Raw genomic sequence first — 22,079 nt, 5'->3', positions numbered from 1 at the left:
GCTCCTGTTAATGCGAGGTGTGAAGGTGGGATTGCTCTGCGCGGGGCGTGGTCGCGGTAGCGATGCCAAAGTCCCGCGCCAGGATGTGATCGGCGGCGCGCAAGGCCTGCGCCGCAATCGTGAGTGCCGGGTTGACCGCCGCGGAGGACGGCATGAACGAGGCATCAATCACGAACAGATTCGAGTGGTCGTGGCTGCGGCAGTAGGTGTCCAACGCCGAAGCGCGCGGGTCTGTGCCGAACTTCACGGTGCCGCACTGGTGCGAGGTGGAGTGCTTAAGCAGCGGCTTGGTCAGCACAATCGGGTAACCACTGGCGCGCAATAAGGCCGCCAGCTTCTTGACCAGTACCTGATGCGGCGCCAAATTGTTGCGGCGGATCGCCAATTGGATCTGGCCATCCTTAAGCACCACGCGGCTTTCGGGGTCGGGCAGGTCTTCGGAAAAGGCAATCCAGTCGATACTGTGCCGCGCCATGGTCGAGCCCACTGCCTTGGGCAGGAACGGTACGTTGGCCGAGAGCATCCCGCCTTGCAGCTTGCCCAGCATCTGCGCGTGCCCCAAGGGGTAGGCATAGTCGGGCGCGCCGAAGTAGAACTCGTTCATGGCCAGGGTTTTCTGGAAGGTGGTGGTGTTCTCGCGCATCGAGATGCCCATCAGCGCGGTCTGGTTGTGGGCCATGTAGTTGCGCCCCACCACGTCGCTGCTATTGGCCACGCCATTAGGCGCCGCAGCGCAGGCAGAGCGCAGCAGCAGGGCGGCGCTGTTGACCGCGCCGCACGCCACCACGATCAGCTTGGCACTGAGCACCTCGGCCTTGCCGTCGGCCTGCACCTGCACGCCCGTCACGGTTTTACCATCGGCCGACAGCAACAGTCGCTCGACCTGAACGTGGGTTCGCAAGGTGACGCGACCGGTCGCCAACGCCGGGCGGACGAGCGCGGTTTCCGCCTCCATTTTCGCGCTGACCTTGCACGGGAAGCCATCGCAGGTCTTGCAGAGGATACAGTTGCCCTGGCTCGAATAATTGATCGCCAGGGGCAGCGCCGAGGTCCGCGCGCCAAGCCGACCCAAGGCTGCGCCCATCTGCGCCACGATAGGCTCGCTGGCTACCCGGGGGTACGGGTAGGCAGCGCTGCGCCAAGGCGCCGAAGGGTCATCGGTGTCGTCGCCGTGCACCTGGAAAATGGCTTCGGCTTGCGCGTAATAAGGCTCAAGCTCGGCGTAGGTGATGGGCCAGGCCGGCGATACGCCAGCTTCATGCTGCAGCGCTTGAAAGTCACGCTCGCGCAGGCGGATCATCGAGGCGCCATAGAACTTGGTGCAGCCACCCACGTTGTAGTAGATGCTGGGGCGGAACGCCGCGCCGTTGGCATCCAGCCACGAATCATGGGCGGTGTAGCGCTTATCGAAGAACACCGAAGCCACGCTCCAATTCTGCTCCTCCTGCGGCACCCAGTCACCCCGCTCCAGCAGCAGCACGTTGACACCGTTTTCCGCCAGGCGCCGGGCCGTGGCGCCGCCGCCGATTCCACTGCCGATGACGATCACGTCTGGATTGTTATTCATGTGCGTTACCGCCTCTCGTTGCTTCAAAAGCCCACCGGCATTGCCAGCCTCCGATGGGCGCCCTTGAAGTATTTGCCGTTGGCCACCTGCGCTCAATTTCGCAACGCCAGCAAAGCCGACGCACACTGACGCACAGGCTTAAATAGTCGGAAAAGCCACCCAGGCCCGCTCGCGGTTGGACGTTACGCAGGCCTGGGACAAGGCCACGCCACGCACCCCCTCGCGGATGTCCGGGAGCGGCACCAAAGTGGCTTCGCGCCAGGCGCTGCCGGCCTGCAAGGCGTCGGCAAAGTCGGCGTAAAGCACCGCCAGCGCTTCCAGGTAACCCTCGGTATTGCCCGCCGGCAAGCTGGTCACAGCCAGGGTGTGTTCGGCGTTGTCGGCCTGGCCGCGCCGGTAGATTCGCTCTGCGGCCCCCGTGGGGGTGACGCGTAGGGTTTCCGGGCTTTCCTGGCACCACTCAAGCGACGCCAGGCTGCCAATGATCTTGAAACGCAAGCCATTGCGATGCCCTGGGGCGGCCAGGCTGGCCCAGAGCAAACCGTCGACACCGCCCTCGAACTCCAATTGCACCACGTTGGTATCGTCCATCGCCCAGCCCGGCACGGTACTGGTCAGCTTGGCGTTGAGCGCCGTGCAGCGCTGCCCGGACAAGAACTCGAGCATGTTGAAGGCGTGGGTGCCGATGTCCCCCAGCGCAGCGGTGGGGCCGACCTTGGCGGGGTCGCCGCGCCAGGCCAGGCTTTTACTCAGGTTTGCCGTGCCCGGTGCCAGCCATTCCAGCAAGTACTCGACGTACATGAATCGAATCTCACCCAGCTCGCCGGCCTGGATGCGGCTACGAGCGTCGCGCACCATCGGGTAGCCCAGGTAGGTGTAGGTCAAGGCCAGGAAGGTGTCGTGCTGCTCCACCAGGCGTGCCAGCGCGTGGGCCTCTTCCAGGTGGTTGACCAGCGGCTTGTCACAGATCACTGGGATACCGGCGGCCAGGAACGCGCGGCACGCCTGGAAGTGCAAATGGTTGGGCGTGACGATCACCACCGCCTCGATCGGGTCCGGGCGGGCCTGCTCGGCCTGTGCCATCTGAGCATAGGAGGCATAGATCCGATCGGCCGGCACCCCCAGCGCCTCGCCGGCTTCACGCCCGGTGGCAGGGTCCGAGGAAAACGCTCCCGCCACCAGCTCGTAACGATTGCACAGGCGCATGGCGGCGCGATGGTAGCTGGCGAAGTAAGCCCCTTGGCCGCCCCCTACCATGCCCACCTTGAGTTTCTTTTGTGCAGGGATATCACCGGTCAATCTGGCCACGTTCAACCACCTCCATCAACGCGGGCCGGGATTGGCCCAGACGTCATCGAAAAAAGTTCGGCACCGCTTCAGGTTTTGCAGAGGGTTGGCGCGCCACACGTCCTCGGAGAACACCTCGACATCGAAGTAGCCTTGGTAACCGCTGCGCCGCAGGTGACGCAGCCAGTGCGCCAGCGGTAGCACGCCGTCGCCGGGCAGCAGGCGATCGTCATGGCAGCGCGTGGGTTCGCGCCAATCGGAAAAGTGCACCAGGGCAATACGCCTGGCGGTCTGGGCGATGCGCGCCTCAAGGTCCGCTTCATGGCACAGGTGCCAGGCGTCGAACAACAGGCCAAGGTTCGGGTGGTCAACCGTACAAACGATGCGATCGGCGTCGGCCAGGGTGTTCAAGTAATCCAGATAGGGTGCGTGCACCGGCTCCAGCGCCAGTGTCACGCCACGTTGCCGCGCCTGCTCGGCCAAGCGCGCGAGCGCCTCCAGGGTGGCCCCCAGCATGTGCGCCTGGCTGCGCCCTTCGCAGTTGCCGGGCACCACGCCCATTACCCTGGCACCCAGGGTCGCGCAGGCATCCAGCCCTTCGCACAGCGTGTCGAAGGCACCTGCGCTCAACAGGCTTGGCAAGCCGACCAGGCTGACCGCAGGCAGCTGTGCATCACGCAGTAACGTCGCGCCTGCGGCGATGCCGTGGTGGCGGATCTTGTCCCACCAGAGGCTGATGCCATCGATGCCAGCTTGACAGCACACACCTACGTCTTCATCGAACGTCTGGTAGCGCGTGGTGATGCCGCACACCGAGAGTCGTGGTTCAACAGTGGATTTCATGACGCGGCCCTATTTCGCGGCTATCGAGGCACCGTTGCGCGGTGGCTTGCTGTGCTGCGGGCGCACCTTCATCAGCAACGGCCCCAGCAGGGTCAGCAGGCTGATCAGCACCAGCGGGATGTAGAACAGCGCGTGAATACCGAAGGTGCTGACCACCAGCGAATAGGCGGCAGGCCCGCCCAGCAGCCCGGAAAAGCCGATACCGTTGACGATGCCGACATTGCGCCCGGCATTGGCCGGGTCCTTGCGCCCGGCACTGGACAGCATCAACGGGGCGATACACGAAAGGCCCAGGCCCAACAGGGCGAACCCGCCCATGGCCAACAGTGGCGTGCTGCTCAGGGTGGCCAGGCAGATCCCGGCAATGGCGGTGAGCCCGCAGCACAACAGCATGCGCGCCACGCCGATCAGTTCGGCCAGGCGGTCACCGGTGATACGCCCGATGAAACCGGCACCGGTGAACAGGCTGATCGCCAGGCCCGCCGTGGAGATACTCAAGCCGGTTTCACGGATCAGGAACTCCTGGCCCCAGTCGTTCACCGCGCTCTCGCTGACCATGCCCCCGGTCAGCAAGGCGCCGAAGGCGATCATGATGGCCAGCACGCGCCAGTCCCAGCCCTGGGTACCCGAGGGCGAGTCCGTTGCACTTGCCGCCAGCAGCTCATGTTTGCCCAGCATGTAGCGGTTGGCGAGCAGGCTGAGGATCGCCAGGCTGATGCCGGCAAAGGTAAAGGGCGCCGCCGCACTCAATGGGAACAGCCCGGCCAGGTAGCTGGCCAGAATGCCAAAAAAGAACCCGCCCAAGGAAAAGAACGCATGGAAAGCCGCCATGATCGGCCGTTGGTAGAAACGCTCCACCTGCACCCCGTGGGCGTTGAGCGCGGTGTCGGTGGCGCCGCGCAAGGTGCCCAACACCATCCCGAACAGCATGGCGAACCAGAATTGGCTGGCAAACCCCAGGGCAATGATCGACACCGGGTACAACAGCATCAACCAGCGGATCACCGTCTTGGGCCCGAAGCGGTCCAGAAAGCGCCCGATGCCCAAGGCGCCTATCGTGGAGCCAATGCCAATGCCCAGCGCCACCATGCCAAAATCCAGGTCGCCCAGGCTGCCTTGCAGGCCCAACTGACTGCGAAAGGCGCTGACGCCCACCGACCAGGTGTAGAGCATGGCGCCCAGGATCATGAAGCCGCCGAACGTGGCCAACCGGGCCTTGCGAATACGCGGCGTTACGTAGGAGTTGTCTCTTGTTTTCATCATCGATGATCACCTGTCCAGAGGGCTTTACGACACGCCCCCTGCATTATTGGAAGTGTGGGCTGATGCCCTATAGACAGTGATTGAAGCAACAACGGCTGAGCGTCTGCGTGCTCTGATTCCAGTATCCGCGCACCCACCGTGGTACTCAATTTCGCACTCGCAGGACAAGTGACGCACATTGACGCAGCGCCCACGAAAAAGCCGCTGCCCGTTGCCGGTGCAGCGGCCTGGGTGGCCTGGCGGCGCTTACTTCATGGTTGGCATCGAAAACTCCGCACCTTCGCGAATATGGGCCGATGGCCAGCGCTGGGTGATGGTCTTGCGCTTGGTGTAGAAGCGCACGCCATCGGGTCCGTAGGCGTGCAAGTCGCCAAACAGCGAACGCTTCCACCCACCAAAACTGTGGGCGGCCACCGGCACCGGCAGGGGCACGTTGATGCCGACCATGCCCACCTGGATCCGGTCACTGAAGTAACGCGCCGCTTCCCCGTCGCGGGTATAGATACAGGTGCCGTTGCCGTATTCATGGTCGTTGATCAGTTGCATGGCCTGCTCCATGGTCGCCACGCGCATCACTTGCAACACCGGGCCGAAAATCTCGGCCTGGTAGCTGTCCATGGCGGGCGTGACCCGGTCGATCAGGGTCGCACCCACGAAAAAACCTTCTTCGTAGCCCGGCACGCGAGCGTCGCGGCCATCCACCACAAGGTGCGCCCCCTGGCGCTCGGCGCTGGTGATGTAGCCCACCACCTTGTCCTTGTGCTGGCGGGTGATCAACGGGCCAAAATCGTTGCTGCTTTCGCTGTACACGCCAAAGGTCAAACCCTGCATGGCCACGTGCAGTTTTTCGACCAGCGCATCGGCCACCGCGTCACCTACCGCCACGGCCACCGACAGCGCCATGCAACGCTCGCCCGAAGAGCCAAAAGCGGCGCCCAGCAACGAGTTGACCGCGTTGTCCAGGTCGGCATCGGGCAGTACGATGGCGTGGTTTTTCGCCCCGCCCAGCGCTTGGCAGCGTTTGCCGTTGGCCGTGGCGGTGCGGTAGATATGTTCGGCGATGGGCGTGGAGCCGACAAAACTGACCGCCTGCACGCGCGCATCGTGCAGCAGGGTGTCGACGGCTTCTTTGTCACCGTTGACCACGTTCAGCACACCGGCAGGCAGCCCGGCCTCGTGCAGCAGTTGGGCGATGTACAGGGTGGCGCCCGGGTCACGTTCCGACGGCTTGAGCACGAAGCAATTGCCGCACACCAGTGCCATGGGGATCATCCACAACGGCACCATCACCGGGAAGTTGAACGGCGTGATGCCGGCCACTACGCCCAGTGGCTGGAATTCGCTCCAGGAGTCGATATTGGGGCCCACGTTGCGGCTGTGCTCGCCTTTGAGCAACTCGGGGGCGCCACACGCGTACTCGACGTTTTCGATGCCGCGCTGCAGTTCGCCCGCCGCGTCATGGCTGATCTTGCCGTGCTCCTCACCAATCAGTTGGCAGATGCGTTCGGCATTTTGTTCCAGCAGCTCCTTGAAGCGGAACATCACGCGCGCACGCTTGGCCGGCGGGGTATCGCGCCATGCCGGGAAAGCCTGGTGGGCGGCCGCGATCGCCGACTCCACCGTGGCCTTGTCGGCCAGCGCCACCTGCTTGTGCGCCTGGCCAGTGGCCGGGTTGTAGACCGGTTGGGTGCGCTGGGCATTGACGACCGTCTGGCCGTTGATCAGGTGTCCGAGGGTACTCATTGTTTTTGTCCTCACGTAAGGGAATTACTGCCAAAGGTTTTTGTATAACTCGACCATGTCATCAACGCCGGCCAAGCGCGGGTTGTTGCCCGGTGAGCCTGAGGCCAGGGCCTGTTGCGCCATGACCGGCATCAATGATTCGAAACGCTGGCGGTCGGCGCCGAACTGCGCCAGGGTCGGCACCGAAAGCTCGCTGTTCAGCGCTTGCAGGAAAGCGATCAATTGCTGGTTGGCCACCTCATCGCTCTGCGCTGGCGCGGCCGCACCGATGGCGCGGGCACAGTCGGCGTAACGCCCGGCAGCAGCCGGGATCGACCAGGCCGTAACGGCAGGCAGCAACATGGCATTGGACAGGCCATGGGGCACATGGAAGAAGGCGCCGATGGGCCGGCTCATGCCGTGCACCAAAGCTACCGACGCATTGGAAAACGCGATGCCGGCCAAGGTGGCGCCGATCATCATCGCTTCGCGCGCAGCCTCGTCCTGGCCATCGTGGTACACCCGGCGCAGGTTTGGCCCGATCAAGCGCATGGCTGCCAGTGCCTGGCTGTCGCTGTAGGGGTTGGCCTTGCGGCTGACATAGGCCTCGATGGCATGGGTCAGCGCATCGATGCCGGTGTCGGCGGTGGTGCGCGCCGGCAGGCTCAAGGTCAAGCGGTAGTCAATCAATGCCGCCAAGGGCATGAAGCCCATGCCGGCACACAGCAGTTTTTCGTCGTTGGTTTCGTCGGTGATGATGGTGAAGCGCGTCACTTCCGACCCCGTACCCGCCGTGGTCGGGATGGCAATGATGGGCAGCCCCGCCTCGTTCACCTGGCGCGGGAAACGGTAGTCGGCAATCTGCCCGCCGTGCTTGCCCAGGATGGCGATGGCCTTGGCACTGTCGATGGGGCTACCACCGCCCAAGGCCACGATGGCATCGAAACTGCCCTCGCGCACCCGCGCCACGCCGGCCTCGATCGAGCGCGCGGTGGGCTCTGGCACCGTGTCGTCGAACACTTCGCAGACGATCTCGCGCTCGGCCAGCAACTCCACCAGCCCCTGCGCATGGCCCAGCTTGACCATGATTTTATCGGTGACGATCAGCGGCCGCCGACACCCCAGGGCGGCCAGCACGTCAGGAAGTTTGCGGCTGGCATCGGCACCGATTTCCATGATGCGCGGGAGAATGGCTTGAACAGACATTGGTTCACCTCGTCGTTGTTTTGTTATAATGAGACGAAATGTATCGTTATAGCAAAAGCATGTCGACCGGCGGTGACGAAATACTCAAAAAAATCGGTGTAAAGGAATCTATATGGCTCCCACATATGAAAAGAGCTTTATTTGGCTCTTTAAATAAAAAAGAAATCTATATGGCTCTCACCAATTGGCATGAGCCATATAGATTACATAATAGATTGACCCTGTCAGAGTTTTTCCCATGAAAACCACCTTGTTGAATCAAATTCGTGAGCGTCGCTTGGGCCTCGGATTGAAAATTCAGGACATGCCGCTGCTTGCCGGCCTGACCCGGCAGCAGTACGGAAAAATCGAAGCCGGTGGAAATCCACGTCTCGCCACGCTCGACCAAATAGCCGAAGGACTGGACAGCGCTTTACTACTCGTGCCAAAGGAAAAACTGGAAGCTGTGGCCCGCGTGTTAGCGGCAAACCCTCAAAAGGAAGCTATCAGGAGCCAAGGGCGAGTACTTGCAGGGGAGCACGATGACGCGGCAAACGCAGAGGATGAAAATCCTTGGGGGAATATCTGATGGCAAGGGAAACGGTAGCCGCCCTGCGCCTGACCCTACAGGACGAACTCGTGGGCTACCTGGCGGGCTACTCCAACGGCAAGAATGTGCTCACTTTGGCACCAGAGTACATCCAGAACGAAACCCGACACCCGCTGACACTGTCCCACACCAACCCTGGCCTGCTGGCGCAACAACTCGCTAAAAAGCATCCCTACATCAGTACCTACCAACTGCACCCAGTGTTAAGCAACCTGCTCCCGGAAGGCGCCTTGCGCGCTTACCTCTCACAGGCGATGAAGCTTCACCGGGACAACGAGTTCCCCCTGCTCGGCTGGCTTGGCCACGACTTGCCTGGGGCGTTGATTGCCCATCCCATGGATGCGGCGCAGGTCCCCCCATTCGCCTTGCAACACCGGGGCAAGATAGAAGCCACGTTGATCGACACGCCAGACAGCCGAGCGCACTTCTCGCTGGCCGGGGTACAGATGAAGTTCTCCATGCACGACCAGGATGGTCGCTACATCACCGGTGATCGCGACTCACCCGGTGACTGGATTATCAAAACGCCCTCCACCCTTCACCCTTTCGTGCCTCTGAATGAATTCACGGCAATGTCTCTGGCCGCGATGGCCGGCGTTGATATACCCGAAATAAAATTGATCTCAATGGCCAACATCGAGACCCTTCCAGCTATTAACTTGCCGGATGAGAGATACGCCTACGGGATACGTCGATATGATCGGCTCCCTGCAAACAAGCGGGTCCATTCGGAAGATTTTGCACAGATATTCTTTGCCTACGCCCATGATAAATACCGCATTGCCAGTTACGACCAAATAGGCAAGCTGATCTACCAAAACTCTATTCGAGGCCAGCTAGATGCAGTGCAAATGGCGATACGGTTACTGACAAACATCCTGCTGGCGAACGGCGATGCTCATCTGAAGAACTGGAGCATGATCTACCACGACGGCCGCAACGCATCACTCGCGCCAGCCTATGACATCGTCACCACCAAGGCCTACATCAGCGACGAAACACAGTATGGCCTGAACATGGCCAAGACCAAGAATTGGTATGAGACATCATTCGAGCATTTCAAAAAATGGGCGCAATACAGCGATATCCCATGGCGCCCGGTTCTTTACAACCTGAAAGCGACAATGGAAAAAGTACGCGCCCTATGGCCTGCCGCCTTGATTGACAGTGAAATGCCCGACGACCCAAAAGCCATCTTGCGCGCCCATTGGACACGCCTGCACCCTGACTTTCAGATCGACTGACTTCTTTGCCCCCAAGCTAAGGGGCTTCTGCCAGTGCGCCCAAACGCGCCGCCGCTGCCCTAAGCTGTGGCTCAAGCTTCAAGAGATCGGCCAGGCTTTTGCGAATGGTCGGCGCGTGGGTGTACAGGCAGGCCACCAGCCGCCCACCGCGGTCCTTGATGGGCACCGCGCAAGCGACCATGCCGTCGACGAATTCCTCGTCATCCACGGCCAACTCCTGGCTGGCGGTCTGCTTGAGTGCTGCTTCCAGCACGTGGGGGTCGGTGATGGTGTTGCGTGCCATGCGCTTGAGTGCCAGACCGTCGATGATCTGGCTGCGGCGGCTTTCGGCGAACGTACTCAGGTACAGCTTGCCGCTGGCGGTACACCACATCGGCACATGGCTGCCCACGGGCAAGTGCAACTGCAAGGGCCAGTCGCTTTGCACTCGGTCGTGGTAAACCATGTCGATGCCGTCGGGCATGGCAATGCCGCAGGTTTCATCCAGGTTCTCGGCCAATTGGCGCAGGATCGCCTGGCGCTGGGCCTTGAAGCGGCTGGCATGAATCACCCCCAGGGCAAGGTCATGCAAGCGCTCGCCGGGCACCACCGCACCGCGCAGGTCGGTTTGTACAAAGCCCTCGGCCTGAAGCTGTTGCAGCAAGCGGTGCAAGCTGGGCTTGGGAATGTCGAGCAAGTGGGCCAGGTCCGCTGGCGACGGCGCGCTACCGGCTTGGGCAACCGCCTCGATGATTTCCAAGACTCGCGTGATGGAAGAACCTTTGCTGCGCGAAGGGGAGCTATCGTTCATGAAGAAGCCTGCATGCTGAAGTCGCGCCGATTCTTGCGCAGTGGCATCAGGATGTCTAACGGCAGCGGTGTTACTGCTCCCACCGGCCTGGGTGCACGAGTAACGCCGGCAGTGTGCAAACACCTGTTTGCAGCACCTTTGGCTCGGTCACGGGGCGCTCGTGCGTCAGTTCGCTTCACCTGGGGGCACTGCGCGCTCCTGCCGGGCTGCCAGCTGCGGCAAAGTGCCTGCCATCAGGGGGTTACATGGCCTGACAGCTGGCATGGTGTGTGCTTTGAAAACGATTACTGATTATTTACCGAGGAGGCCCGTTGACCATGCCCGATGCTATCGCCCTTTCCCATGGTGAGCGCCATCAAGCCCGCAGTGACCAGCAGGGCAACGTGCAGCGAAACCTGGCGACGCTGGTGGAATCCTGCCGCTCGGTGGCGGACCTGTGCCGCAAGGTCGACGTGAACCGCCAGCAGTTCAACAAGTACCTGGCCGGCCAACATGTGCCGTCGCAAAAGATCCTGCAGAAGATTGCCCGCTATTTCATGATGGAGGCCGAGGACCTGTTCCGCGCGCCCGCCGACTTCAAGAAATTCTACGAAGGGTTCGAGAACGAGTTGCCGATCGGCCTGCGTGCCTCGCCTCAGTTCACGCATTTTCTGCCGCTGGCGAAAAACTCCGCCGACCTGTTGACCGACTACCTGGGCGTGTATTACCGCTACCACAACTCATCCATCTACAAGGGCCGGATCCTGCGTTCGGTGACCTGCCTGTACCAGGCCGACTCGATGGTGCAATACGTGACGGTGGAGCGATTCCCACTGCTCGATGGCAGCGGCAAGATCGGTTACTCGTTTACCTACCACGGCTTCTGCCTGTTGCTGGGCGATCGGTTGTTCATGGTCGATTTCGAAGGCAAGCAACGCAATGAAATCACCTTTTCGATCCTGACCCCGCAACACCGCAGGCCAATCCGCTTTCTGTACGGCCTGGTGACGGGGGTGGCGTCGTCGTCGTTTCGCCAGCCGTTTTCCACGCGCATGGCCCTGGGCTTTGCCGGCAAGGGCAAAATCCGCAAGGAGCACCTGCGCAACGCCACGGTGCTGCTGCCCAGCGACCTGTCCTTGCCGCTGGAGGTGCGCGAATACATGACCGGGGACAATTCGACGACAGTGTGGGGTGGGCAGGATTAACACCGCCCTTGTGGGAGCAGAGCTTGCTCGCGATGAAGGCGACTCGGTCTGACTGTTGATCTGGCGAGCATATCCATTTTACAGGTGCCGGCGTTACCGGCAGGGATGCTCGCACGCTTACGCGTCTTACCGCGTGGCCCCCTTCGCAAGCATGCTAGCCCCCACAAGGGCCGTCCCTGGCCCATCGTTCCAGTTACTCCACCGCCGCCCCGAATGCCACTTCCCGATGGCCATAGCGGTGCGCGAGTACATGACCGGGGACAATTCGACGACAGTGTGGGGTGGGCAGGATTAACACCGCCCTTGTGGGAGCAGAGCTTGCTCGCGATGAAGGCGACTCGGTCTGACTGTTGATCTGGCGAGCATATCCATTTTACAGGTGCCGGCGTTACCGGCAGGGATGCTCGCACGCTTACGCGCCTTACCGCGTGGCCCCCTTCGCAAGCAAGCTTGCTCCCACAAGGGCCGTCCCTGGCCCATCGTTCCAGTTACTCCACCGCCGCCCCGAATGCCACTTCCCGATGGCCATAGCGGCGCACGCGGATGTTGGCCTGTTCGGCATGGCCGGTGAATTTCTCCAGCACGCACAAACGCGAGCAATACGCACCGATCATGGCCGAAGCTTCGTCGGTAAGGATGCGCTGGTAGGTACAGGTCTTGAGAAACTTGCCCACCCACAGGCCACCGGTGTAGCGCGCGGCCTTGGAGGTCGGCAAGGTGTGGTTGGTGCCAATCACCTTATCGCCGTAGGCCACGTTGGTGCGGGCGCCCAGGAACAAAGCGCCGTAGTTCTGCAGGTGCTTGAGGAAGTAGTCCGGGTCACGGGTCATCACCTGCACGTGCTCGGACGCCAGCTTGTCGGCCTCGACCACCATCTCTTCATCGCTGTCGCAGATGATGATTTCACCGTGGTTGTCCCAGGCTTTGCGCGCGATGTCGGCCGTGTCCAGCAAGCCCAGCAACCGCTCGATGTGCACCAGGGTATCCTCGCCCAATTGGCGAGAGGTGGTAATCAATACTGCTGGCGAGGTAGGCCCGTGTTCGGCCTGGCCCAGAAGGTCGGTGGCCACCAACTCGCCGTCGACGCTGTCATCGGCCAACACCATGGTCTCGGTGGGGCCGGCGATCAGGTCGATGCCGATCTTGCCGAACAACTGGCGCTTGGCCTCGGCCACGTACGCGTTGCCTGGGCCAACGATCATGTCCACGGCCGGGAATTCGCCGATGCCCAAGGCCATGGACGCCACCGCCTGCACGCCACCGATGCAATAGATCTCGTCGGCACCGGCCAGGTAAATGGCGGCGATGACCGGCGCGCTCGGCCGGCCCTCGAAAGGTGGCGAGGTGGCGATGACTTTTTTCACGCCCGCCACCTTCGCCGTGATGATGCCCATGTGCGCCGACGCCAGCAGGGGGTACTTGCCGCTGGGGATGTAGCAACCCACGGTTTGCACCGGCACGTGCTTGTGCCCCAGTACCACGCCCGGCAAGGTTTCGACTTCCACGTCCAGCATCGAGTTGCGCTGGTGCTGGGCAAAGTTACGCACCTGTTGCTGGGCGAACTTGATGTCGTCGATCTGCCGGGGTGTCAACTCGGCCAGGCAGGCATCGATCTGGGCCTGGCTCAGGCGAAAGCTGGCCGGGCTCCATTTATCGAAGCGCTCGGAATACTCGTGCACCGCGGCGTCACCGCGCGCGCTGATGTCGGCAATCATCTGCTCAACCGTGCGCCGTACCTGAGTGGTATCGGCTTCGCCGGCAGGCTGCGTGGTGGAAGTTTTCAGGTAGTACGCCATGGCTGTGTTCCTTGGTTCTTGGAGAATGATGGAGCGAGTATCGACACCGGCCAGGCCCTGCTCAATTTCGCAGCCCCAGACGATGTGACGCACTTTGACGCAGGTCGCGCGCAGCACCCGGAGCCAAAGGGGGCAGGCCGCGAATCAGGTCGGCCGCACGCTCGCCGATCAGGGTGCACGCCGCATTGGTGTTGCCGGAGACGATGTTCGGCATGATCGAGGCGTCGGCTACCCGCAGGTTGTCGATACCGTGCACGCGCAGCTGTGGGTCGACGACGCTCAACGCATCGACACCCATGCGGCAGGTACCCACCGGGTGCAGTGCGGCACGCGCATTGCGTTTCAGGTAAGCGGCAAGCTGCGCCTGGCTGGTGAAGGTCACATCGGGGTAATGCTGGCGTGCCACGTAGCCGCTGAATGCCGGCTGGGCCATGATGTCCTGGCCAATGCGATAGCCCTCGCACAGGCGATCGACATCGTATTGCTCGGCCATGTAGTTGGGTGCGATGCGTGGCAGCTCGTGGGGGTCGGCACTGCGCAGCGACACCTGGCCACGGGAACGCGGGCGCACGTGCTCAAAGTTGAGCGTGCAACCGGTGCCGCCCGGCACACTGTCGGTGCCCTCCTCGATGCCCGCGCCCACGATGAAAAAGTACTGCAGGTCGGGCTGCTGCTCGGTTCGCGAACCCCGGGCGAACAACCCACCTTCGATCAGGTTGGTGGCGATGGGACCACTGCGCGCCACCAGATACTGCAACGCGGCCCAGGCTTTCCAATGCGGCTTCTTGAATTTGTCGTAGCTGTCGACGCCCTTGAGTTGATACACCTGGGACATCTCCAGGTGATCCTGCAGATTGCGCCCCACGCCCGGCAGGTCGGCCTTCACGGCCAGCCCCAAGGCTTGCAAGTCAGCCGCCGCGCCGATGCCCGAAAGCATCAGCAACTTGGGCGAGTTGATCGCGCCGGCGCACAGGATGACCTCGCTTGCGGCGGCCACCTTGCACGGTAGCCCCCGATGCACATACTCGACGCCCGTGGCGCGCCCCTTCTCGATGATGAGGCGCGAGGCCTTGGCCCCGGTGATCACCTGCAGGTTAGGACGCTGCAGCGCCGGGCGCAGGTAGGCACTGGCAGAGCTTGCGCGCACACCGTTCTGGCTGGCGACCTGGTAATAGCCGCAGCCATCCGGCGTGCCCGAGTTGAAGTCCGGGTTGTAGGCAAAACCCGCCTGTTGGCAGGCCTGCAGCCATTTGCGCGTCAACGGGTGCACGTGGCTGTTGAACGACACGCCCAACGGCCCACCGACGCCATGGGCGCTGTTGCAGAAATCCGAATTGTCTTCCGAACGCAGGTAGTACGGCAGAACGTCTGCATACGCCCAACCCGCCGCGCCCGATTGCGCCCACTCATCATAGTCCGCCGGGTTACCGCGGGCGTAGACCATACCGTTGATCGAGCTGCCACCGCCCAGCACGCAGGCCTGGATCATGCTGTCACCAGGCCCCCGACCCAGTTCGCTGGCAGACTCCCAAGGGTAGCGCTTGAGCAGCGGCCCCTGGCAGGTCTTGTAGTAGGTGCCGGGGAAGCGGATGTAGGGATTGCTGTCGCGCGGGCCCTCCTCCAGCAACAGCACCGTGGCCGCCGGATCCTCTGACAGCTTGGCCGCCAGAATGCAGCCGGTGGTGCCGCCCCCGACAATTACATAGTTTTTTTCAAGCATGGCGCCGCTCCTTCCAAGGGCCGGGCGCAAGCGCCCGGCCGCACCCGCCTTAGATATTTTTGAGATCAGCCACCAGGCGGTCTGCTGCCTGGCGCGAGGTCATGGCCGGGGTATTGGCGAAGTGGGTAATTACGTCCAGGAACACCCCGCGCACATCACGATCCTGGCCGATGTTTTCGACGAATGAAGGCAGCATCCCGCCGTCGGCCTGGTTGGCCTTGCGGTCAGCCAGGTTGATTTGCGCGCAGCTGTCGAACTTGTCCGCCGGCACATCGACGATGGTCGGGATAGAGCCTTTGCGGGCGTTGAATTCAATCTGCACGGCCGGGTCGACCATCAGGCTGGCGAAGGTTTTCTGGATCTGCTGGTGCTCGGCGCTGTCTTGCTTGAAGAACGCCAGTTGATCGGTGATGAACACGAACGCCCGGCCGTTGCCCGGTGATGCGGCGCAGAGGAAATCTTCACCGGGGCGCTTGTTGGCACGCAGGAATTCGCCCTTGGCAAAGTCACCGATGAACTGAAAGCCGGCCTTGCCGTCGATGACCATTTGCGTGGCGGCGTTCCAGTCACGGCCGATGCGGTTCTTGTCGGTGAAGTTGATCACTTTGCGAAACTGGTCGAACACCTTGACCATGGTTTCGCTTTGGATCGCCGCCGGGTCGTGCTGCAAAATGGCCTGGGTGTAGAAGTCCTTACCGCCGATGCCGACGATCACCGAGGTGAACAATTGCGCCTCTTGCCAATCCTCTCCGCCCAGCGCCACGGGGATGATGCCGTCCTTTTGCATGCGCTCGGCGATGGCGTTGAACTGCTCCCAGTTTTGCGGCAGCTGGCCGCCGTATTTGGCCAGCAGGGCCTTGTTGGCCCACATCATGTTCTCCCGGTGCTCATCCAGCGGGATCGCATAGTAGGAACCCTGGTACATCGCGAACGTGCGCATTTCCGGCGACAGCTTGGCATCCCAGCCTTGTTCCTTGGCGTACGCGTCGAGGTTGGTCAGTACACCCTGGTCCACATAGGCGTGCATCAGGTTGGGCACCGTCTGGGTCACGTCCGGTGCCGTGCCGGCGGCCAACCGTGCTTGCAGCGCCTGCTGCTGATTGTTGCCATCGTTGCCGGCGATAGCCGAATCCTTCCAGCCGATGCCGGCCTTTTTTACTGCATCCTTCAGCGCATCCAGGGCATGGGCTTCGCCTGCTGACGACCAGGGGTGCACCACTTCCACCACCTTTTCGGCGGCCGCTGCGGTGCCTGCGCCCAACAGCACGGTCAAGGCCACGGCCCCTGCCGCGCCCCGGTTCCACATCAACTGCAAGGTGCCGCGAAGGTTTGTTCTGTTCATCACGTTTCTCTTTTGTGCTGGGTTGATAGAGAGAGGCAGTTCGGGCAAAGTTTTTTTCAGCGGGCGATGCGCTGCTCGGTCGTGGCGTCGAACAGCAGCGCTTTGCTCAGGTCCACCGCCAGGCCAATCCGCTGGCCGGGTTCGCCGACGCCTGGGGCAAAGCGCGCCATCAAGGTTTCACCATGGGCAACGAGCATCACGAAGTTGTCTGCACCGGTGGGCTCGACCACGTCGACCACGGCCTGAATCTCGGCCTGCGCAGATTGCGCCAGCCACTCGGGGCGCACCCCCAGCACCACCGCCTGGCCGACATGCGCGCGGTAACCGGCGCTGATCGGCCCCAGGCTGACCCGCAGGCCGCTGTTGCCGACAAACACCGCCTCGGCCCCCTCCAGAGCCAAGGTACCGCCCAGGCAGTTCATCGCCGGCGAGCCAATGAAGCGCGCCACGAACAGGTTGGCCGGGTGTTCGTAGATGGTTTGCGGCGAGCCGATCTGTTGCACTTCACCGCCCATCATCACGACGATCTTGGTGGCCAAGGTCATGGCTTCGATCTGGTCGTGGGTGACGTACACGGTGGTGGTCTTCTCGCGCTGGTGCAGCTTTTTGATCTCGGCGCGCATGTCGGTGCGTAGCTTGGCGTCGAGGTTGGACAAGGGCTCGTCGAACAGGAATATCTTGGGTTGGCGCACCATTGCCCGGCCCATGGCCACGCGCTGGCGCTGGCCGCCCGAGAGCTGCGAAGGCTTGCGGTCGAGCAGTTGATCCAGTTGCAGGATCGCCGCCACCCGCTTCACCGCTTCGTCCTGCTGTTGGCGCGACGCACCGCGCACGCGCATGCCGAAGGTCAGGTTGCGGCGCACGGTCATGGTGGGGTACAGCGCATAACTCTGAAACACCATGGCGATGTCGCGCTCGGCCGACTCGATGTCATTGACCACCACGCCGTCGATGATGATCTGCCCACTGCTGACCGGTGCAAGCCCCGCGATGGCGCTGAGCAAGGTCGACTTGCCACAGCCCGATGGCCCGAGCAGCACCAGGAATTCGCCGTCATCGACGTCGATATTCACGCCCTTGAGAGTTTTCAACTCACCGTAGTGTTTTTCCACGTTTTGAATATTGAGCGATGCCATGTGTGCTTACCCCTTGACCGCGCCGGCCATCAGGCCACGCACGAAATATTTGCCCGCCAGGACATAGACCACCAATGTCGGCAGCGCCGACAGCAGCGCACCTGCCATGTGGATGTTGTAAGGCCGCTCGCCCGCGCTGGAGCTGACCAGGTTGTTTAACGCCACCATGATTGGCGTGCTGGCCCCGCTGGTGAACGAGACACCGAACAGGAAGTCATTCCAGATGCCGGTGAACTGCCAGATCACCGTGACCACGATCATCGGCGTGGACATGGGCAAGATGATCAGCGCAAAGGTCGTCCAGAAACCGGCGCCATCCACTTGCGCGGCCTTGATCAAGTCCTGCGGCACCGTCATGAAGTAATTGCGGAAAAACATCGTCGTCATCGGCAGGCCATACAGCGTGTGCAACAGGATCAGCCCACCGATGCCGTTGGACAGGCCCAGCAGTGCGAGCATCTTGGCGATGGGCACCAGCATCACCTGGTAGGGAGCGAAGGTGCCGAACAGGATCAGCCCGTACACCAGGTTGGCGCCGCGAAAGCGGAACTTGGACAGGGCGTAGCCGTTCACCGCGCCCACCAGTGCCGAAATCACCACCGCCGGCACCACCATCACGAACGTGTTCCAGTAGAAACCGCGCAGGCCCACGCAACTGGTCCCCACGCAGGCACTGGACCAGGCATCCACCCAAGGTTGCCAGGTGGGGCTGGTGGGGAACGCCAGGATCGAGGTCTGCCGGATGGCGTCCATGTCCTTGAACGAGGCGAACAGCATCACCAACAGTGGCATGAGAAAGAACGCGGCAAAACCGATCAGCGCGGCATACAACGCCAGGCGGCGCAGCCATTTGAAGGCATGGCGGCGTATCAGCCGAGTGTCGGCGCGGGTGGCGCTGTCAGTGATGGTTGTCAGTGTGTTCACGTTTGAACTCCCCATACAGGTAAGGCACGACAATGGCCACCACCACCAACAGGATCATCACGGCACTGGCCGAGCCTTGGGCCATTTGCCCGCGCAGGAAGGTGGAGTTGTACATAAAGGTGGTGGGTAGGTCGCTGGAGTAACCGGGGCCGCCATTGGTCAGGGCCACCACCAGGTCAAACGAGCGCACGGCCTGGTAGACCAGAATCACGATCGCCGAGAACATGGAGTTGCGCAGCATGGGGATGATGATTTGGGTGTAGATGCGAAACGCGCCGGCGCCTTCCAACTGCGCGGCCTTGACGATTTCGCCGTCGACCCCACGCAGGCCGGCCAGGAAGATGGCCATGACAAAGCCCGCCGTTTGCCACACGGCCGCGATCACCAGGGTGTACACGGCCATTTTCGGGTCGACCAACCAATTGAAGCTGGCGCCTTCAAAACCCCAGCCCTTGAGCAGGTGCTCGATGCCGGTGCCTGGGTTCAAGATCCACTTCCAGGCGATACCGGTGACGATCAGCGATATGGCCATGGGGTACAGGTAGATCATCCGCAGCACGCCTTCGGCGCGCACTTTCTGGTCCAGAAAAATCGCGATGATCAAGCCCAGCAACAGCGATATCAGCGCAAAGCCCACCGAGAACAACAGCAGGTTGATCACCGAGGTGTTCCAGCGGTCCGACTCCCACAGCCGGTAGTACTGCGCCAACCCAACGAAGTCATACTTGGGGAAATACTTGGAGTCGGTGAAAGAGATCACCGTCGACCAACCGATAAAGCCATAGACGCTGATGGCCACCAGGATAAAGGTGGGCGTGATCGTCAGCGCCGCGGGGCTCAGGCGATACCACTTGGGGGCTCGGCGCCCCGCAGGGTCGGGGGGTGTCACGATTATTGCGCTCACGATAATGCTCCTCATGCAAAACCACAGGGTTGCAACGGCTTGTTTTTTTAAGGGCTTGCCAGCCGTTTACTGGTCGTAGACGGGCGCCGGAAAGTGCAGGTTGCCCTGCTCGACCGCGCCCGTATTGCCGCGCGTGGTGATGAACTCCACCAGCGCCGGGCCTTTGCTGTTGACGGCCTTGTGCAGGGTGGCAGCCAGCTGCGAGGCATGCTCCACGCGCCAGGCCTGCAGGCCGAAATGCCGGGCGATCTCGGCAAATTCCGGGGAATAGGGTTTGCCATCCGGCAAGTTGAATTCGCAGCCCAGGTGGCGGCCAAACACCTGCGACTGCGCATCGCGCAGCGCCACGTAGCCGCTGTTGTTGAACACCAGGAACACCACGGGAATGGTGTGCATGACGCACACGGCCATTTCCTGCATCGACTGCAGGAAGTCACCATCACCCACGATGCACACCACCTGGCGGGCCGGCATCGCCAGCTTCGCGCCGATGGCCGCCGGTACCGCCCAACCCAGTGAGCCGAAGCTACCGGAGCACAGGTGGGTGCGCGGCAGGTACACCGGGAACATTTGCCGCACGGCGGCTTGGACACTGCCTGAACCGACCACCACGATGGCGTCGCGCTCCAACACTTGGCGCAACTCGGCCAATGGCCGCTGCACGATAAAGGGCAAGGCGTCGTCGCTGCGATCCAGCGACAGGCGAGCCTCCCATTGCTCGATCAGCCCACTGACTTCTTTCAGGTAAGCCTTACGGTCACGTGCAATCTGGCGGGAACACGCAGGGGTCAGCCCGGCGGCCAAGTCCGCCAACACTGAGCGTGCATCGGCGCTGATACCCACTTCGACGCGGTGGTTGCGACCGATCTCGTCAGCGTCCACATCCACCTGGATCAGTTGGGCATGAGCCAATGCCGATACGGCCCCGCCATCCCCGCCTTGCTGCAGGGTGGTGGCCAGCCGGCTGCCCACCGCCAGTACCACGTCGGCCGTGCCCAGCAACTGATTGGCACAAGGGCTGCCGAGCCGGCCGATCGGGCCGGCGCTCAAGGGGTGGTCCTCGGCGATAGCCCCCTTGCCGTTGCAGGTTGTGACCACCGGCGCGCCAAGGGCGCAGGCCAAGGCTGTGAGTTCCTGCGAGGCTTCACTAGCGATCACGCCACCACCCGCCAGGATCAAGGGCCGTCGTGCTCGGCGCAAACACTGCAGGGCACGCTCTATCTGGCCTTTTTCGGCGCGGGCGCGACCTGAAGGCATACGGGTATTGGGCGGGTCGAAACGCACCTGGGCAGTACCGACCTGCACGTTAATCGGCACCTCGACACTCACAGGGCCCGGGCGCCCACTGAGCATCGTGCTGAAGGCACGGTGCAAGGTGCTGGGCAATTGATCGATGGCATTGGCCTGCAGTTGGGCCTTGCTGACACCACAAGGCCGGGCGGTGTACTGGCCTCGGTGAGCGGTGTCGGCGCACTGGGGTTGCGGCAGGTGCGACAATTGCCCACCGCTGACCACCAGTACCGCCGTTGAGTCTGCAAACGCCGTGGCCAAGCCGCCCAGGGCCTTGGACACACCTACCGCCGTGGGCAGCAGCGCCGCCATCGGCCGCCCGCACGCACGGTAGTAACCGTCGGCCATGTGCACCGAGCTTTGCTCCTGCATCACCTGGATAAAGGGTATCTCGCTACCAGGGGCCAGCAAGGCGTCGACCATCGCCCAAGACCCGTAACCCGGGATGCCAGCGACGTACTGCACGCCATGTGCCTTGAGGGCTCTTGCTACGATCTGGCCGCCGGTGAGCTTCACAGTGAACTCCAATCAGACGAAGGCTGCGCGTCACGCCCATGGGGGGCTTGGCGCGCTTGCCGTTGGTCCCGAGTATTCGCTGCGGGTTAGCGGTGCTCAATTTCGCAAGGCCGCCAAAAGCGACGCACTTTGACGCATGGCCTGCACCAGGGCTGCCGCGCTGCAGCTGAACAAAGCTTCATTTGTGCCGCCCGTTTAAAGGTATTCTCATAGCGCACATTTGGGCGCGTGCGCCCCCCTTATTGCCGAGAACCCCGCGCCATGATCAAACCCACCCTCGCCCGCCTGAGCCTGGCTTTGCTGTTGGCCACCACTGCCTGCGCCGCCAGCGCCAACGACTTCATCGACCGCGCCAGCGCCGCCGGCGTCGGGCAAGTGGAGGCCAGTAAGCAGGCGCTGGCCAAAACCGGTTATGACGATGTGAAGACCTACGCCAACGTGATGATCAAGGACCACACCATCATCAATGAGCAGTTGGCGCAGCTGGGGCAAAAACTCAATATCCAGGTGCCGGCCGAAGCGGCGTTGGCGGGCAAGGTCAAGCCGATGAAGCCGATTGCCGGCAAGAGCTGGGAAGCCTCCTATGCCGCCAACCAGGTGCAAGTGCAAACCGCGGTGGCCGAGCTGTTCAAGGACGAAGCCAATTCCAGTGACGTGCCGGAGCTCAAGGCCTACGCCCTGGAAAACCTGCCCACGGTGAACCGCCACCTGAAGATGGCGCAGCGGTTGCTCAAGACCTACAAGAAGTAAACGCAG

At 62.3% G+C, this 22,079-nt stretch carries 18 protein-coding genes; 4 read left to right on the top strand and 14 right to left on the bottom strand.

All coding sequences use genetic code 11. The features are described from left to right. Window positions 1–7 precede the first annotated feature (7 nt). The 6 genes from L9B60_RS22185 to L9B60_RS22160 form a co-directional block, all read right to left on the bottom strand. Entirely contained in the window at window positions 8–1,567 is a 1,560-nt protein-coding gene (locus tag L9B60_RS22185; protein ID WP_249673122.1) for a GMC family oxidoreductase, read from the bottom strand. 138 nt (window positions 1,568–1,705) lie between these two features. After that, on the bottom strand, window positions 1,706–2,875 hold the full coding sequence (locus L9B60_RS22180; protein ID WP_249673121.1) for a Gfo/Idh/MocA family protein: 1,170 nt from the start codon (window positions 2,873–2,875) through the stop codon (window positions 1,706–1,708). 15 nt (window positions 2,876–2,890) lie between these two features. After that, the gene (locus L9B60_RS22175; protein WP_249673120.1) at window positions 2,891–3,697 is read right to left on the bottom strand and encodes a sugar phosphate isomerase/epimerase family protein; all 807 of its coding nucleotides are present in this window, start codon (window positions 3,695–3,697) and stop codon (window positions 2,891–2,893) included. Between the two features lie 9 nt (window positions 3,698–3,706). Further along, window positions 3,707–4,960, bottom strand: coding sequence for an MFS transporter (locus L9B60_RS22170; protein WP_249673119.1), 1,254 nt, complete (start codon window positions 4,958–4,960; stop codon window positions 3,707–3,709). Between the two features lie 246 nt (window positions 4,961–5,206). Next, entirely contained in the window at window positions 5,207–6,703 is a 1,497-nt protein-coding gene (locus L9B60_RS22165) for a CoA-acylating methylmalonate-semialdehyde dehydrogenase (protein WP_249673118.1), read from the bottom strand. A 24-nt stretch (window positions 6,704–6,727) separates the two neighbouring features. After that, on the bottom strand, window positions 6,728–7,888 hold the full coding sequence (locus L9B60_RS22160) for an iron-containing alcohol dehydrogenase (RefSeq protein ID WP_249673117.1): 1,161 nt from the start codon (window positions 7,886–7,888) through the stop codon (window positions 6,728–6,730). Window positions 7,889–8,126: 238 nt separating this feature from the next. Here L9B60_RS22160 and L9B60_RS22155 point away from each other — a divergent pair, with 238 nt between their 5' ends. Continuing rightward, window positions 8,127–8,456, top strand: coding sequence for a helix-turn-helix transcriptional regulator (locus tag L9B60_RS22155; RefSeq protein ID WP_249673116.1), 330 nt, complete (start codon window positions 8,127–8,129; stop codon window positions 8,454–8,456). Continuing rightward, window positions 8,441–9,721 (top strand): type II toxin-antitoxin system HipA family toxin, encoded by a 1,281-nt coding sequence (locus tag L9B60_RS22150; RefSeq protein WP_249673115.1) that lies wholly within the window; start codon window positions 8,441–8,443, stop codon window positions 9,719–9,721. Before L9B60_RS22155 ends, L9B60_RS22150 begins: the two co-directional genes overlap by 16 nt. Window positions 9,722–9,737: 16 nt before the next feature. Here L9B60_RS22150 and L9B60_RS22145 read toward each other — a convergent pair whose 3' ends face one another. Then, a complete protein-coding gene (locus tag L9B60_RS22145; protein WP_249673114.1) occupies window positions 9,738–10,511 on the bottom strand; it encodes an IclR family transcriptional regulator in 774 nt (257 codons plus the stop codon). 317 nt (window positions 10,512–10,828) lie between these two features. Here L9B60_RS22145 and L9B60_RS22140 point away from each other — a divergent pair, with 317 nt between their 5' ends. Then, window positions 10,829–11,695 (top strand): helix-turn-helix transcriptional regulator, encoded by an 867-nt coding sequence (locus L9B60_RS22140; protein WP_249673113.1) that lies wholly within the window; start codon window positions 10,829–10,831, stop codon window positions 11,693–11,695. Window positions 11,696–12,183: 488 nt separating this feature from the next. On the opposite strand, the gene hisD is transcribed toward L9B60_RS22140, so the two are convergent. From hisD to L9B60_RS22105, 7 genes are all read right to left on the bottom strand, one after another. Further along, window positions 12,184–13,491 (bottom strand): histidinol dehydrogenase, encoded by a 1,308-nt coding sequence (hisD, locus tag L9B60_RS22135; RefSeq protein ID WP_249673112.1) that lies wholly within the window; start codon window positions 13,489–13,491, stop codon window positions 12,184–12,186. A gap of 61 nt (window positions 13,492–13,552) precedes the next feature. Further along, window positions 13,553–15,211, bottom strand: coding sequence for a GMC family oxidoreductase (locus L9B60_RS22130; protein ID WP_249673111.1), 1,659 nt, complete (start codon window positions 15,209–15,211; stop codon window positions 13,553–13,555). Between the two features lie 49 nt (window positions 15,212–15,260). Continuing rightward, window positions 15,261–16,553, bottom strand: coding sequence for an ABC transporter substrate-binding protein (locus L9B60_RS22125; RefSeq protein WP_249673110.1), 1,293 nt, complete (start codon window positions 16,551–16,553; stop codon window positions 15,261–15,263). 56 nt (window positions 16,554–16,609) lie between these two features. After that, a complete protein-coding gene (locus L9B60_RS22120; RefSeq protein ID WP_249673109.1) occupies window positions 16,610–17,689 on the bottom strand; it encodes an ABC transporter ATP-binding protein in 1,080 nt (359 codons plus the stop codon). Window positions 17,690–17,695: 6 nt separating this feature from the next. Further along, a complete protein-coding gene (locus L9B60_RS22115; protein ID WP_349631966.1) occupies window positions 17,696–18,559 on the bottom strand; it encodes a carbohydrate ABC transporter permease in 864 nt (287 codons plus the stop codon). Between the two features lie 28 nt (window positions 18,560–18,587). Next, entirely contained in the window at window positions 18,588–19,532 is a 945-nt protein-coding gene (locus tag L9B60_RS22110; RefSeq protein WP_438866001.1) for a carbohydrate ABC transporter permease, read from the bottom strand. A 51-nt stretch (window positions 19,533–19,583) separates the two neighbouring features. Further along, entirely contained in the window at window positions 19,584–21,323 is a 1,740-nt protein-coding gene (locus L9B60_RS22105) for a thiamine pyrophosphate-binding protein (protein WP_249673107.1), read from the bottom strand. 261 nt (window positions 21,324–21,584) lie between these two features. Between L9B60_RS22105 and L9B60_RS22100 the strand changes: the two genes are divergently transcribed. Then, window positions 21,585–22,073, top strand: coding sequence for a DUF4142 domain-containing protein (locus tag L9B60_RS22100; protein WP_249673106.1), 489 nt, complete (start codon window positions 21,585–21,587; stop codon window positions 22,071–22,073). Window positions 22,074–22,079: the final 6 nt, after the last annotated feature.

This window comes from Pseudomonas abieticivorans, from assembly GCF_023509015.1.
Classification (GTDB): Bacteria; Pseudomonadota; Gammaproteobacteria; order Pseudomonadales; family Pseudomonadaceae; genus Aquipseudomonas; species Aquipseudomonas abieticivorans.
This window is presented reverse-complemented; position numbering and strand designations above follow the sequence as displayed.